Here is a 12,669-nt window from a genome sequence, read left to right on the forward strand (position 1 = left end):
ATTCAAGCCACCTGTTTTACGCCCGCCTGCAGGAACTGTTGCCGATATTGGTTCGGTGACAACTCAGTGTGCTGGCGAAACAGTCGCGCAAAGAAACTCGCGTCGTCATAGCCCACGTCGTAGCTGATGGTCTTGATGCTTTTGCGCGAGGCCGAAAGCAGTCCCTTGGCCGTTTCTATACGCAGGCGTTGCAGGTAGTGCAGGGGTTTGTCACCCGTGGCCAACTGAAAGCGACGCATGAAGTTGCGGATGCTCATGCCATGATCGCGAGCGACGTCTTCAAAGCGAAACTTGTCGGCAAAGTGGTCTTCGAGCCATTGCTGGATTTGCAGAATGATCACGTCCTGGTGCAGCTTCTGGCCGCCAAAGCCAATGCGTCCGGGGGTGTAGTTGCGCTGCACCTCGTAAAGAATGTCGCGGGCCACGGCCTGGGCAATGTTGGCACCGCAGAAACGTTCGATCATGTAGATGTAGAGGTCGCAGGCAGAGGTCGGCCCGCCGGCGCAGTAGAGATTGTCTGCGTCAGTGAGGTGCTTGTCCTGATTGAGGTGAACCTCAGGGTAGCGCTGGGCAAACGTGTCGAAAAAGCGCCAGTACGTGGTTGCTTCCTTGCCATCCAGCAGCCCGGCTTCTGCGAGCCAGAATACCCCGGTGGCTTCCGCGCACAGGACTGCGCCGCGAGCATGCTGCTCGCGCAGCCACGGCAGGACTTGCGGGTAACGCTGGCAGATTGTGTCGAAGTCTTCCCCGAAAGCCGGGAGGATGATGATGTCGGAGTCCTCCAGGCCGCCATCGACGGGGAGCACTACATTGCTGAAGCTGACTGCGGGTTTGCCGTCGGGGCTCACCAGCCGCGTCTCGAAGGTGGGGGTAAGGCCGCGGCCCAATTGCTTGCCATGACGCAGGCTGGCGAGATGAAAAAAGTCCTTGGCATGCATCAGGGTCGAGGCGAATACCCGATCGATGGCCAGGATGCTGACGCGCCGCAAGGGCGTTGAGAGTTGATTAGACATAGACATATTTTGATTATTCTTATAGGTGAAATTGGTCAACTTACGGCTGGATCGTCTTATTTTTTTTCCTGTGTGTCTAGGGGGGAGGTCAAGGAAGAAACCTGTAGCCGCTGCCGTAGGCTGCGATAAGGCCCGAAGGGCCTTCATTTGGGGCTGCTGCGCAACCCATCGCAGCCTGCGGCAGCGGCTACAGGATATTTTTTGATCAAGGCGCCGGGTTTGGCTGGTCCTTGTGAATCGCTTCGATGCCCGCCAGCACCTCATCCGACAATTTCAGGTCGTGGCTGGCGATATTGCTTCGCAACTGCTCCAGCGTCGTCGCCCCAATGATGTTGCTGGTGACGAACGGTTGCTGGGTGACGTAGGCCAGTGCCATTTGTGCCGGATCCAGACCGTGTTCGCGGGCCAGAGCCACGTAGCGCTCACTGGCAGCCACCGCTTGCGGGTTTGAATAGCGCGAGAAGCGGCTGTAGAGGCTCAGGCGACCTTTTGGCGGTTGGGCGCCGCCACTGTACTTGCCCGACAGCATGCCGAACGCCAGGGGCGAGTAGGCAAGCAGGCCGCACTGTTCGCGAATGGCAATTTCCGCCAGGCCCACTTCAAAGCTGCGGTTGAGCAGGTTGTAGGGGTTCTGGATCGATACCGCACGTGGCCAGCCACGGCTCTCGGCCAGTTGCAGGAACTTCATGGTGGCCCACGGCGTTTCGTTGGACAGGCCTATGTGGCGGATCTTGCCGGCCTTGACCTGCTCGTCCAGCGCCTGGAGGGTGTCCTCCAGCGGTGTGAAATCCTCGTCGGCGTTGTGCTTGTAGCCAAGCTGGCCGAAAAAGTTGGTGCTGCGCTCGGGCCAGTGCAACTGGTAGAGGTCTATCCAGTCGGTTTGCAGGCGTTTGAGGCTGGCGTCCAGGGCTTGCACGATGTGGGTGCGGTTGTGTTTGAGGTTGCCGTCGCGGATGTAATCGATACCGTTGCCGGGACCGGCGATCTTGCTTGCCAGCACCCAGTCGGCGCGATCCCCGCGTTCCTTGAACCAGTTGCCGATGTAGCGCTCGGTGCTGGCGTAGGTTTCGGCCTTTGGCGGCACCGGATACATCTCGGCGGTGTCGATGAAATTGATGCCGGCATTTTTTGCGTATTCGATTTGCTCGAAGGCTTCAGCCTGGGTGTTCTGCTCGCCCCAGGTCATGGTTCCGAGGGCGATTTCGCTTACTTTCAGATCGGTTCGGCCTAGCTTGCGGTAGTCCATCGGGTGCTCCTTCGGGTAAACAAACATAAAAGCAGGTTGTAATTTTTTGCGCAATCTGGATAATTGCCGACCTCTTTCTGCAGTGGAAGTGATGCGCCGCCTGCCGAAGAATCTTGCCGTTGAACGGACGCGCTGACCCGAGCCCCCGATAGCGTCTGTATCCGGCTGCCTTTGACTTGTCAAAGTACGCACTATTCAGTAAGATCTGCCGTCTAATTTACAGGGCGGCCCCTGAGGCTATAAAGAATGAAAACTTTTACTGCTAAACCAGAAACAGTAAAGCGCGACTGGTTTGTCGTCGACGCTGCTGGTCAGACCCTGGGTCGTCTGGCCACCGAGATCGCGAGCCGTCTGCGTGGCAAGCACAAGCCGGAATACACTCCGCACGTTGACACCGGTGACTACATCGTTGTTATCAATGCTGAGCAGATCCGTGTCACTGGTGCTAAAACCACTGACAAAATGTACTACTCTCACTCCGGTTTCCCGGGCGGGATTAAGTCGATCAACTTCGAAAAGCTGATCGCCAAAGCTCCTGAGCGCGTGATCGAGACCGCGGTTAAAGGCATGCTGCCTAAAAACCCACTGGGTCGCGACATGTACCGTAAGCTGAAAGTCTATGCGGGCGCTGCTCACCCTCATACTGCTCAGCAGCCCCAAGAACTGAAGTTTTAACGGAATAGTTCATTATGTCGGCGACTCAAAACTACGGCACTGGCCGTCGTAAAACCGCAACTGCACGCGTTTTCCTGCGTCCAGGTACCGGTAACATCTCGATCAACAACCGCACTCTGGAGAATTTCTTCGGTCGCGAAACTGCCCGCATGGTAGTTCGTCAGCCGTTGGAACTGACTGAGACTGTCGAGAAATTCGACATCTACGTCACCGTGATCGGTGGTGGTGTAAGTGGTCAAGCTGGCGCAATCCGCCACGGTATCACTCGCGCACTGATGCAGTACGACGAAACCCTGCGTGGCGCTCTGCGCAAAGCTGGCTTCGTAACTCGCGATGCTCGTGAAGTTGAACGTAAGAAAGTCGGTCTGCGTAAAGCGCGTAAGCGTCCGCAGTACTCGAAGCGTTAATTCGCAGCTTCGTTCAAAAAAGCCCAGTCTCCTTCGGAGCTGGGCTTTTTTTATGGGTGATGAATTATTGGTGTGACAACTTGCCACATCCAGCAAACGCCTATACTACAAGGCTTGTAGCCGCCCGAGAGCGGTAATTACCTTGTCAGAGTAGGGGCTTTTCATTACCATTCTGCAAAATTTTTATAAGTTCAGATGCAAATTTAGTAGATGCCTGATTTAACAGGCCACAAAGCTGATGGGAGAGGACTGAATGAGCAATGACGGCGTAAATGTCGGCCGGCGTCGCTTCCTCGTAGCAGCCACATCCGTGGTGGGTGCTGCAGGAGCGGTGGGGGCGGCGGTCCCGTTCGTGGGGTCGTGGTTTCCCAGTGCCAAGGCGAAAGCCGCTGGCGCACCGGTGAAAGTGAATATTGCAAAGGTCGAGCCAGGTCAGCAAATGATTGCTGAATGGCGTGGTCAGCCAGTATTCATCGTACGTCGCACCGAGGAAATCCTGGCAAATCTGAAGAAGATTGAAGGGCAGCTTGCTGACCCTGATTCCAAGCAATCTGATCAGCCTGCTTATGTGAATCCGGAGTTGCGGTCGATCAAACCAGAAATTCTGTTGTTGATCGGTATTTGCACCCACTTGGGTTGCTCGCCTACGTTCCGTCCTGAGGTCGCGCCTGTTGATCTTGGCAAGGATTGGGTAGGTGGATATTTCTGCCCTTGTCATGGTTCGCACTATGATCTGGCCGGCCGCGTTTACAAGTCGCAGCCAGCCCCGCTGAACCTGCCAGTACCGCCCTACTATTATGAGTCGGACAACATTGTTGTCGTTGGCCTCGATGGGGAGAACGCGTAATGAGCAAGTTCATGGATTGGGTAGATGCCCGCTTCCCTGCCACCAAGATGTGGGAAGACCACCTCAGCAAGTATTACGCCCCGAAGAACTTCAACTTCTTCTATTTCTTTGGCTCCCTCGCATTGCTCGTTCTGGTTAACCAGATCGTGACCGGCGTGTGGCTGACCATGAGTTACACGCCGTCGGCAGAAGAGGCCTTTGCTTCTGTCGAATACATCATGCGTGACGTCGAATACGGCTCCATCTTGCGTTATTTGCACTCAACAGGTGCATCGGCGTTCTTTGTTGTCGTCTATCTGCACATGTTCCGCGGCTTGCTCTACGGCTCGTATCAGAAGCCCCGTGAGCTGGTGTGGCTGTTCGGCATGATGATTTACCTGGCCCTGATGGCAGAAGCCTTCATGGGTTATTTGTTGCCTTGGGGTCAAATGTCCTACTGGGGCGCCCAGGTGATCATTTCGCTGTTTGGTGCGATTCCGGTTATCGGCAACGACCTGACTCAGTGGATTCGTGGTGACTACCTGATCTCCGGGATTACCCTGAACCGCTTCTTCGCCTTGCACGTAGTGGCCTTGCCGATCGTGATTCTGGGGCTGGTGGTACTGCACATTCTGGCGTTGCACGAAGTCGGGTCCAACAACCCGGACGGTGTGGACATCAAGAAGCACAAAGACGAAAACGGCATACCGCTGGACGGCATTCCCTTCCATCCGTACTACACCGTGAAAGATATCGTCGGCGTCGTGGTGTTCCTGTTCATCTTCTGCTCGATTGTGTTCTTCTTCCCGGAAATGGGTGGTTACTTCCTGGAAAAACCGAACTTTGAACAGGCTAACGCCTTTAAAACGCCGGAGCACATTGCCCCTGTCTGGTACTTCACACCGTTCTACGCGATCTTGCGTGCAATTCCGGACAAGCTGCTTGGCGTGATTGCCATGGGCGCCGCGATTGCAATGCTGTTCGTGCTGCCGTGGCTTGACCGCAGCCCTGTTAAATCCATGCGCTACAAGGGCTGGATGAGCAAGGTGTGGCTGTGGGTGTTCTGCATCTCCTTCGTGATTCTGGGTGTGCTGGGTGTATTGGCACCGACCCCGGGTCGCACGCTGCTGTCGCAGGTGTGTACGTTCCTGTACTTCGCCTACTTCATTCTGATGCCGTTCTACACCAGGCTTGAGAAGACCAAACCGGTTCCGGAAAGGGTGACTGGCTGATGAAAAAGCTATTTGCTGTATTGATGCTCGCAGTTATGCCTGTGTTCTCCTTTGCGGCTGAACAAGGTGTGCAGCTCGACAAGGTCGACATCGATGTTTCTGACAAGGCTGCCATGCAGGATGGCGCGCGCACGTTCGCCAACTACTGCATGGGCTGTCACAGTGCCAAGTTCCAGCGTTACGAGCGCGTGGCGGACGACCTGGGGATTCCCCATGACGTCATGCTCGACAATCTGGTGTTTACCGGTGCCAAGATTGGCGACCACATGAACATCGGCATGCAGCCTGCTGATGCCAAGGCCTGGTTCGGTGCTGCACCGCCAGACCTGACGCTCGTAGCCCGTGTCCGTGGTACTGACTGGCTTTACAGCTACCTGCGCGCTTTCTACGAAGACCCGTCTCGCCCTTGGGGTGTGAACAACAAGGTCTTCCCGAACGTGGGTATGCCTAACGTTCTGGCGCCGCTGCAAGGTCGTCAGGTTGTGGGTTGCAAGCAAGTACAGATCGTCGAAGACGGCAAGAAGCAGTATGATCCGCTCACCGGTACGCCTTTGACGCATGAAGCGTGCGACCAACTGACAGTGCTGCCAAAAACCGGCGCACTGACTGAAGAGCAGTTCGATGAGAAGATCAAGAACCTTGTGACCTTCCTGGCCTACTCGGCCAACCCGGTGAAGCTGGAGCATCAGCGCATCGGTACTTACGTGCTGATCTACCTGGCCTTCCTCTTTGTGTTCGCTTATCTGCTCAAGCGCGAATACTGGAAGGATGTGCACTGATATAGTTACACGCAATGCTGTTAATCGTGCGCGCCCGAGGGTGTCTCTGAAAAGGTAACAGTGCAGGACGGGTGGCAAGCGGGGTCCAACGACCCGGCTTGCCCAGGTTCTGCGGTTATCAGAGGCGTTCCTTGGGCGCGTTCGTTTTTCCGCTCCCGATAATTTCAACAAGCGAGGAGGACCGCCATGGGCGTGACCAATCGGTTGGCCTGTTACTCCGACCCCGCCGACCACTATTCCCATCGAGTACGCATTGTGCTCGCAGAGAAAGGTGTCAGCGCCGAGATCATCAGTGTGGAGGCGGGCCGTCAGCCGCCGAAGCTGATCGAAGTGAACCCTTACGGCAGCCTGCCAACCCTGGTCGATCGTGATCTGGCGTTGTGGGAGTCGACTGTGGTGATGGAATATCTGGATGAGCGTTACCCGCATCCGCCGCTGTTGCCGGTTTATCCGGTGGCGCGGGCCAATAGCCGTCTGCTGATTCATCGTATTCAGCGTGACTGGTGTGCGTTGGTTGATTTGATCCTTGATTCACGGACCAAGGAGCCTGCGCGTGTACAGGCCCGCAAGGAATTGCGCGAGAGCTTGACGGGTGTTTCTGCATTGTTTGCCGACAAACCTTTTTTCCTCAGCGATGAGCAAAGTCTGGTCGACTGCTGCCTATTGCCGATACTCTGGCGCTTGCCTGTTTTGGGTATTGAATTGCCGCGGCCAGCCAAGCCGCTGCTCGACTATATGGAGCGCCAATTTGCGCGTGAGGCTTTCCAGGCGAGTTTGTCTGGTGTCGAACGCGACATGCGCTAAGGCTTTAGGAGCCCTCGATGAATTCAAGTCGACCTTATCTGGTGCGTGCGCTCTATGAGTGGATCGTTGATAACGACTGCACTCCGCACATGCTGGTTAACTCTGACTACCCGAAGGTGCAAGTGCCTGCGGGTTTTGCCAGTGACGGGCAGATTGTCCTGAATGTTTCGCCAACCGCCGTGCGTCAATTGCACATGGACAACGAAGCAGTAAGCTTTGAAGGGCGTTTTGGTGGTGTACCTCACACGTTGTACGTGCCTATTGCAGCAATCCTGGGCGTTTACGCCCGCGAGAACGGCCAGGGCATGGTGTTCGACCTGGAAGAGCCTCTTGAGGCTGATGACGAGGTTGAGCCGGATGACGATGGGCCGCCGCCAGGCACCGAGCCGCCGCGTCCTACGGGCCGGCCAAGCCTGAAAGTGGTGAAGTGATAAAAAAGGCGACCTGAGAAGGTCGCCTTTTTTGTGTCTGGCAGTTGGGAGCTGTCAGTCGATGTACTCGAACAGTTTGACGATTTTCTGCACCCCGGAAACCCCTTGCACCAAGCTGGTGGCGCGGGCGGCTTCCTGCTTGGTCACGAGGCCGAGCATGTAGACGATGCCGTTTTCCGTGACGATTTTGATCCGTGAGCCAGGGATCGCGTTGTCGGTCAGCATCTGGGTCTTGATCTTGGTGGTCAGCCAGGCGTCGTTGTTGCGCGCAAGGATCGATGACGGTGCCATGACTTGCAGTTCGTTGTTGACCTTCTTCACGCGTTGAACGGCGGCGGCAGCTTGTTCGGCCTGGGCCTTGAGGTCTGCGCGCGGGGTCTGGCCGGCCAGCAGCACGATGCCGTTGTAGCTGGTGACAACGATATGCGAGCCGGTGTCCAGGTCCGGGTTGGCCTTGGCCACGTTCACGGCGACTTTGGTTTCAATCAGGGAGTCATCGATTTTGCTGCCGAAGGTGCGGGTGCCGCGATCATCCTCAATGGGCTTGTCGCGGGTGGCGGTCAGTACCGAACTGCAACCGGCAGTCAGACCAAGACACAGGGTCAGGGCTATCAGGCCAAGGCGATTAAAAGTCATTCTTCACTCCCGAACAGTTGGCTGTCGATCAGATCGCACAAGCAGTGGATCGCCAGCAGGTGGACTTCTTGAATTCGTGCTGTGACATTGGAAGGTACGCGAATCTCCACGTCCTCGGGCAGCAGCAGTGAGGCCATGCCGCCGCCATCACGGCCAGTCATTGCGACGACGATCATCTCGCGATCGTGGGCGGCTTGAATGGCCTGGATGATATTGGCCGAGTTGCCGCTGGTGGAAATGGCCAGCAGCACATCGCCAGGTTGGCCGAGTGCGCGGATCTGCTTGGAGAAAATCTCGTTGAAGCTGTAATCGTTGGCGATCGAGGTGATCGTCGACGAGTCGGTGGTCAGTGCAATGGCCGGCAGGCTCGGGCGCTCTCGCTCGAAGCGGTTGAGCAGTTCGGACGAAAAGTGCTGGGCGTCACCTGCCGATCCGCCATTGCCGCACGAAAGCATTTTGCCCTCATTGAGCAGGGCATTGACCATTACCTGGCTGGCTTGCTCGATGTGGGGGGCAAGCACTTCCATCGCCTGCTGCTTGGTGTCGATGCTGGCTTGGAAAAGCTGGCGAATACGGGATTGCATGTCCATCTATGTGACCTTAAGTAGGGCGGCTGGTCGGGCGTGATCCAGGTGTTCCTGAGTGACTTCCCGGCACAAGAATGTGCAGCCAGCAAAGCAAAGCAAAATCGTTTAAAAAAGGGTGCTGGAATCGGTCTGGCAGCGTTATTGGCTGTCAAAGGCATTCCGTAGCCAGTTCAATTGGGGTGTTGCGCTGTCCATTGTCACCACGTCAAACCGGCACGGGTGATCAGCCCAGCGTGCCTGGCGCTGCAAAAAATGCTGGGCGGCAAGTATCAGCTTTTGACGTTTGCGTGCGTCAATGCTGGCCAGTGCGCCACCCCATTGCGCGTGTTGTCGGTAACGAACTTCGACGAATACTACTGTATCGCCGTCAAGCATGACCAGATCCAGCTCGCCGCGCTTGCATGACCAGTTTTGCGCCAGCAGGCGCAAACCCTGTTGCTCAAGATGCCGTAGCGCCATGCGCTCGGCATCCTTGCCAATGTCCTGGCTTGAGCGCTCGGGCATCAGTTGGGAGTAGCAGGCAGGCGTTGAGGCTGGCCATTGACGAACTCGGCCCACGGCAGCCGACGCTCGACACGCTGTGCCGGGCTCATGCTCAGGCTGCCGGACAAGCCGTCAATCCGGGTGTCGGGCAGTGCTTTCAACTGACCCAGGCTCGGTGCCAGGCGATAGGCGTCGATGCCCATCGCGTACAGGCGCCCCAGGCTGCCACCCGCTTGTGGCCATTGTGCGGTGACTTGTTGGCGCAGCGGGTTGGTTGTATCGAGCAACCAGGGTGTTTCACAAAAACGGATGCCGTTCATGTCGTTGTACTGGTTCTGGTCGCCACTGGCGCTGAATACATGGGAAGTCGCGTAAACCGGGAGGTCGCCGGCGTACTGGTAGTTCAGGGTCGGTTTGATCTGCTGTGCCTGCTGAGGGGTCGCGGCCAGGAAGATGAACTCCATGTCCTGGCGGCGCGTCGGTTGCGCGGAGCCGCCGCCTTTGCGCAATTGCACCAGGTCGGCGACTTGCTGGGCCAGTGCTACGGGCTTGTCGATGTGTTCCGTGCCGACAATGGTGCCGCCGTGTGCTTCCCACTCCTGGCGGAATGCCTTGAGCACCCGGTCGCCCCATTCGCCGACTGGCACCATGGCGCCAGCACGGGTCAGGCCGTCGGCGCGTGCGCGTCGAGCCACTTCGCGGGCTTCATCTTCCGCTGCCAGACCAAACTGGAACAGTTGCGCCGGGCCTTGAGCGCCCTCGTTATAGTTCAGGGCCAGCGTCGTGATCGGTAATTGCGGGCGAGCACTGAGTTGTTTGACCAGGTTTTTTTCCAGTGGTCCAACGACCAGTTGCACGCCGTCGGCTTGTGCCTGGCGATAGAACTCGTCCAGGGACGTCAGGCGCGAGCTGTTGTAGAACTGAATGCTTGGCGGGTTTTGCCCTGCTTGCTGGGCCTGATAGTGCGCAGCCATAAAGCCGTCGCGCAGCGCTTTGCTCACGGAGGCCAGCTGGCCGTCCTGCGGCAGTAGCAAGGCAATTTTGGTCAGGGGTTGGCTGGCCAGTTCCTTGAGCTTGATCAGGGGGGCTGGCAACTGGATGGCGGCAGGGTGAGCTGGGTTCTGCGCGCGCCACTGATCAATGGCGTTCTGCTGATCCTGCAGGGTGCCCGCGCTCTTGATGGCCAGGGCCAGGGACATCCAGCCACCCAGCACGTCGTTGTTTTGCGCGTGCAACTGATCGACCGGCAAGGCGGCCACCAGTGCCCAAATGGCTTCATTGTTGCTATTGGCAGCGTCGCCGGTCAGGTTCGGGCTCATTGCTGTACGTTCGCGTGCGGCCGCCAGCGTTTGGCCGTCAGCTTCGAGGGCAAGGGCATGGACGGTATGCGTGCGCACCTGCAGGTCGGCTGGCAGTTGGCCCAGGATCGACAGGCTTGGGTGGTTCAAGGCGGCCAGCGCGGACTTGTGGTCATTGCGGCTCATCGCCAGCTCGGCTGCCAGCGTGCTGGCAAACACTTGCTGGGCAGGCTTGAGTTGATCCATTGGTACCAGAGCCAAAATTTGCGCTGCACGCGCAGTATTCTGCTGGCGCTGGGCGAGGTCGGCTGCCGAAAGGCGCAACAGGGCGGCCTTTTCCGGATTGGTGGTTTCGGATGCCTGCTGGAGCAACTGCTCGAGACTGGCGTCCGGGGTCCGTGGAAGTTCGCCAAGGCTGGACGAGGGCGAGCTGGCGCAAGCCGCCAACAGGGCAGCGAGGCAGAGGGCAGTGAACAGCCGCAGGCAAGCGATCATGTAGTGTTCCTGATACTCGATCAAATGAGTGGGGAAGTGTACCCAAGCACTGGCCGGGGCGCGATGTTAGAGGCAATAAAGCCTGAATTTAGATGTGATCTGTACGTTGTGCAGGTGAAAGTTTGCCTGCATGGCGTTCTGCGGCCTGCAGGGTGGGTGCGTTCAAGAGGGCTCTACGCGCTACAATGGCGCCTTTAACTCTTATGAGGTGTGCGTTTTGACTGCTCCAGGTGATTTGAATTCCGTTCTTGGCTCACTTTATGTGGTGGCCACGCCCATCGGTAACCTGGACGACATCAGTGCGCGTGCGCTCAAGGTATTGCGTGACGTGTCACTGATTGCGGCCGAAGACACGCGCCACTCCCTGCGCCTGCTGCAGCATTTTGGTATTTCAACGCCGCTGGGCGCCTGTCACGAGCACAACGAACGTGATGAGGGCAGCCGCTTTATCCAGCGTTTGCTGGCCGGTGAAGATGTTGCACTGATTTCTGATGCGGGTACGCCGCTGATCTCCGACCCGGGTTATCACCTGGTGCGTCAGGCGCGAGCGGCGGGGGTCAAGGTTGTGCCTGTACCGGGTGCCTGCGCCTTGATCGCGGCCCTGTCTGCGGCAGGGCTGCCTTCTGATCGCTTTATTTTCGAAGGGTTCCTGCCTGCCAAGGCTGTCGGACGTCGTTCGCGTCTGGAGTTGCTGAAGGAAGAACCCCGCACGCTGATCTTTTACGAGGCGCCGCACCGCATTCTTGAATGCCTGCAAGATCTTGAGCTGGTATTCGGGCCAGAGCGCCCGGCATTGCTGGCGCGCGAGTTGACTAAAACGTTCGAAACACTCAAGGGTTTGCCCCTGTCCGAGTTGCGTGCATTTGTTGAAGGCGACACTAATCAGCAGCGCGGCGAGTGCGTAGTTCTGGTTGCCGGCTGGACTGCGCCAGAAACAGATGAAGTGGTCAGTAGCGAGGCGATGCGTATTCTCGACTTGCTGCTTAAAGAAATGCCACTCAAGCGTGCGGCTGCACTTGCCGCTGAAATAACCGGTGAACGCAAAAACGTCTTGTACCAAGTTGCACTTGAAAAGCAGAAAGCGGAGTAACAATTGATATCGGGTGATGGCGTTTTGATATCTTTGTATGTATTGCCCCGTGACTAAAGGCCGCAACTCAGGCAATTCAACCTGCCTTGCGGCGTTTAACGCTTGTTCTATACGCTCTGTACAGTTAATCTTCGCGCCGGAGAGTCGATTGGACAGTCGCTGCCCTCTATGAAAATTAGGGGGGGGAGGAAAGTCCGGGCTCCATAGGGCGAAGTGCCAGGTAATGCCTGGGAGGCGTGAGCCTACGGAAAGTGCCACAGAAAATAACCGCCTAAGCGCTTCGGCGCCGGTAAGGGTGAAAAGGTGCGGTAAGAGCGCACCGCACGACTGGCAACAGTTCGTGGCTAGGTAAACCCCACTTGGAGCAAGACCAAATAGGGTCCCAAGGTGTGGCCCGCGCTGGGACCGGGTAGGTTGCTAAAGATGTCCAGTGATGGCCATCGTAGACGAATGACTGTTCACGACAGAACCCGGCTTACAGATCGACTCTCCACCTTTTTTCTCTTCTGCTTGCCCTGCAAGCAGATTGCTACACTCGCAATCGGTTTATCCCCCGCTATTTTTCGTAAGACAATTTTCCGACGTAATGCAGAAAAGCTCTTGCTCTTAACAAACTACTTTAAGTTTGAAGTCCAGGGCTTTGAATTTGCAGCGCGTCGCTAGTCAA

General features: G+C 57.0%; 14 protein-coding genes and 1 other RNA gene. 9 read left to right on the forward strand and 6 right to left on the reverse strand.

Annotated elements, in window-relative coordinates:
• Nucleotides 1-2 precede the first annotated feature (2 nt).
• Complete coding sequence (locus VSQ83_RS03555; protein WP_219261008.1) at nt 3-938, reverse strand: GlxA family transcriptional regulator; 936 nt, start codon at nt 936-938, stop codon at nt 3-5.
• 280 nt (nt 939-1,218) lie between these two features.
• Entirely contained in the window at nt 1,219-2,259 is a 1,041-nt protein-coding gene (locus tag VSQ83_RS03560) for an NADP(H)-dependent aldo-keto reductase (protein ID WP_326425309.1), read from the reverse strand.
• Between the two features lie 246 nt (nt 2,260-2,505).
• On the opposite strand from VSQ83_RS03560, the gene rplM reads away from it, so the two are divergent.
• The 7 genes from rplM to VSQ83_RS03595 all read left to right on the forward strand — a co-directional run bounded on the left by rplM (nt 2,506) and on the right by VSQ83_RS03595 (nt 7,413).
• The gene (rplM, locus tag VSQ83_RS03565; RefSeq protein WP_007917032.1) at nt 2,506-2,934 is read left to right on the forward strand and encodes a 50S ribosomal protein L13; all 429 of its coding nucleotides are present in this window, start codon (nt 2,506-2,508) and stop codon (nt 2,932-2,934) included.
• A gap of 14 nt (nt 2,935-2,948) precedes the next feature.
• Nucleotides 2,949-3,341: a 30S ribosomal protein S9 gene (gene rpsI / locus VSQ83_RS03570; RefSeq protein WP_003216038.1), complete on the forward strand. Its 393-nt coding sequence runs from the start codon at nt 2,949-2,951 to the stop codon at nt 3,339-3,341.
• 253 nt (nt 3,342-3,594) lie between these two features.
• Nucleotides 3,595-4,188, forward strand: coding sequence for a ubiquinol-cytochrome c reductase iron-sulfur subunit (petA, locus tag VSQ83_RS03575; RefSeq protein ID WP_019823829.1), 594 nt, complete (start codon nt 3,595-3,597; stop codon nt 4,186-4,188).
• Nucleotides 4,188-5,399 (forward strand): cytochrome b, encoded by a 1,212-nt coding sequence (locus tag VSQ83_RS03580; protein WP_019823828.1) that lies wholly within the window; start codon nt 4,188-4,190, stop codon nt 5,397-5,399. Before petA ends, VSQ83_RS03580 begins: the two co-directional genes overlap by 1 nt.
• Complete coding sequence (locus VSQ83_RS03585; protein ID WP_019823826.1) at nt 5,399-6,178, forward strand: cytochrome c1; 780 nt, start codon at nt 5,399-5,401, stop codon at nt 6,176-6,178. Before VSQ83_RS03580 ends, VSQ83_RS03585 begins: the two co-directional genes overlap by 1 nt.
• 186 nt (nt 6,179-6,364) lie before the next feature.
• Nucleotides 6,365-6,982, forward strand: a complete 618-nt coding sequence (locus tag VSQ83_RS03590; protein WP_016779514.1) for a glutathione S-transferase N-terminal domain-containing protein — start codon at nt 6,365-6,367, stop codon at nt 6,980-6,982.
• 17 nt (nt 6,983-6,999) lie between these two features.
• Nucleotides 7,000-7,413, forward strand: coding sequence for a ClpXP protease specificity-enhancing factor (locus VSQ83_RS03595; RefSeq protein WP_326425312.1), 414 nt, complete (start codon nt 7,000-7,002; stop codon nt 7,411-7,413).
• A 54-nt stretch (nt 7,414-7,467) separates the two neighbouring features.
• Here VSQ83_RS03595 and VSQ83_RS03600 read toward each other — a convergent pair whose 3' ends face one another.
• The 4 genes from VSQ83_RS03600 to VSQ83_RS03615 form a co-directional block, all read right to left on the reverse strand.
• Nucleotides 7,468-8,049, reverse strand: coding sequence for a BON domain-containing protein (locus VSQ83_RS03600; RefSeq protein WP_133078914.1), 582 nt, complete (start codon nt 8,047-8,049; stop codon nt 7,468-7,470).
• The gene (locus VSQ83_RS03605; RefSeq protein ID WP_019408589.1) at nt 8,046-8,639 is read right to left on the reverse strand and encodes a phosphoheptose isomerase; all 594 of its coding nucleotides are present in this window, start codon (nt 8,637-8,639) and stop codon (nt 8,046-8,048) included. The genes VSQ83_RS03600 and VSQ83_RS03605 overlap by 4 nt, the downstream gene beginning before the upstream one ends.
• Nucleotides 8,640-8,774: 135 nt before the next feature.
• Nucleotides 8,775-9,140, reverse strand: coding sequence for a YraN family protein (locus VSQ83_RS03610; protein WP_133078944.1), 366 nt, complete (start codon nt 9,138-9,140; stop codon nt 8,775-8,777).
• Nucleotides 9,140-10,912, reverse strand: a complete 1,773-nt coding sequence (locus VSQ83_RS03615; protein WP_219260913.1) for a penicillin-binding protein activator — start codon at nt 10,910-10,912, stop codon at nt 9,140-9,142. Before VSQ83_RS03615 ends, VSQ83_RS03610 begins: the two co-directional genes overlap by 1 nt.
• A gap of 208 nt (nt 10,913-11,120) precedes the next feature.
• Here VSQ83_RS03615 and rsmI point away from each other — a divergent pair, with 208 nt between their 5' ends.
• Nucleotides 11,121-12,002, forward strand: a complete 882-nt coding sequence (rsmI, locus tag VSQ83_RS03620) for a 16S rRNA (cytidine(1402)-2'-O)-methyltransferase (protein WP_374105684.1) — start codon at nt 11,121-11,123, stop codon at nt 12,000-12,002.
• Between the two features lie 140 nt (nt 12,003-12,142).
• Nucleotides 12,143-12,496: RNase P RNA component class A (gene rnpB, locus VSQ83_RS03625), an RNA gene on the forward strand.
• Nucleotides 12,497-12,669 lie beyond the last annotated feature (173 nt).

This window comes from Pseudomonas sp. DSV-1 (assembly GCF_035830915.1).
Classification (GTDB): domain Bacteria; phylum Pseudomonadota; class Gammaproteobacteria; order Pseudomonadales; family Pseudomonadaceae; genus Aquipseudomonas.

What these genes read in the sequence shown, in the direction of transcription:
- VSQ83_RS03610 (WP_133078944.1), bottom strand. Translation starts at nt 9,140, where the DNA reads ATGCCCGAGCGCTCAAGCCAGGACATTGGCAAGGATGCCGAGCGCATG.
- rplM (WP_007917032.1), top strand. Translation starts at nt 2,506, where the DNA reads ATGAAAACTTTTACTGCTAAACCAGAAACAGTAAAGCGCGACTGGTTT.
- VSQ83_RS03580 (WP_019823828.1), top strand. Translation starts at nt 4,188, where the DNA reads ATGAGCAAGTTCATGGATTGGGTAGATGCCCGCTTCCCTGCCACCAAG.
- rpsI (WP_003216038.1), top strand. Translation starts at nt 2,949, where the DNA reads ATGTCGGCGACTCAAAACTACGGCACTGGCCGTCGTAAAACCGCAACT.
- VSQ83_RS03605 (WP_019408589.1), bottom strand. Translation starts at nt 8,639, where the DNA reads ATGGACATGCAATCCCGTATTCGCCAGCTTTTCCAAGCCAGCATCGAC.
- VSQ83_RS03585 (WP_019823826.1), top strand. Translation starts at nt 5,399, where the DNA reads ATGAAAAAGCTATTTGCTGTATTGATGCTCGCAGTTATGCCTGTGTTC.
- VSQ83_RS03615 (WP_219260913.1), bottom strand. Translation starts at nt 10,912, where the DNA reads ATGATCGCTTGCCTGCGGCTGTTCACTGCCCTCTGCCTCGCTGCCCTG.
- VSQ83_RS03560 (WP_326425309.1), bottom strand. Translation starts at nt 2,259, where the DNA reads ATGGACTACCGCAAGCTAGGCCGAACCGATCTGAAAGTAAGCGAAATC.
- VSQ83_RS03595 (WP_326425312.1), top strand. Translation starts at nt 7,000, where the DNA reads ATGAATTCAAGTCGACCTTATCTGGTGCGTGCGCTCTATGAGTGGATC.
- VSQ83_RS03600 (WP_133078914.1), bottom strand. Translation starts at nt 8,049, where the DNA reads ATGACTTTTAATCGCCTTGGCCTGATAGCCCTGACCCTGTGTCTTGGT.
- petA (WP_019823829.1), top strand. Translation starts at nt 3,595, where the DNA reads ATGAGCAATGACGGCGTAAATGTCGGCCGGCGTCGCTTCCTCGTAGCA.
- VSQ83_RS03590 (WP_016779514.1), top strand. Translation starts at nt 6,365, where the DNA reads ATGGGCGTGACCAATCGGTTGGCCTGTTACTCCGACCCCGCCGACCAC.
- VSQ83_RS03555 (WP_219261008.1), bottom strand. Translation starts at nt 938, where the DNA reads ATGCATGCCAAGGACTTTTTTCATCTCGCCAGCCTGCGTCATGGCAAG.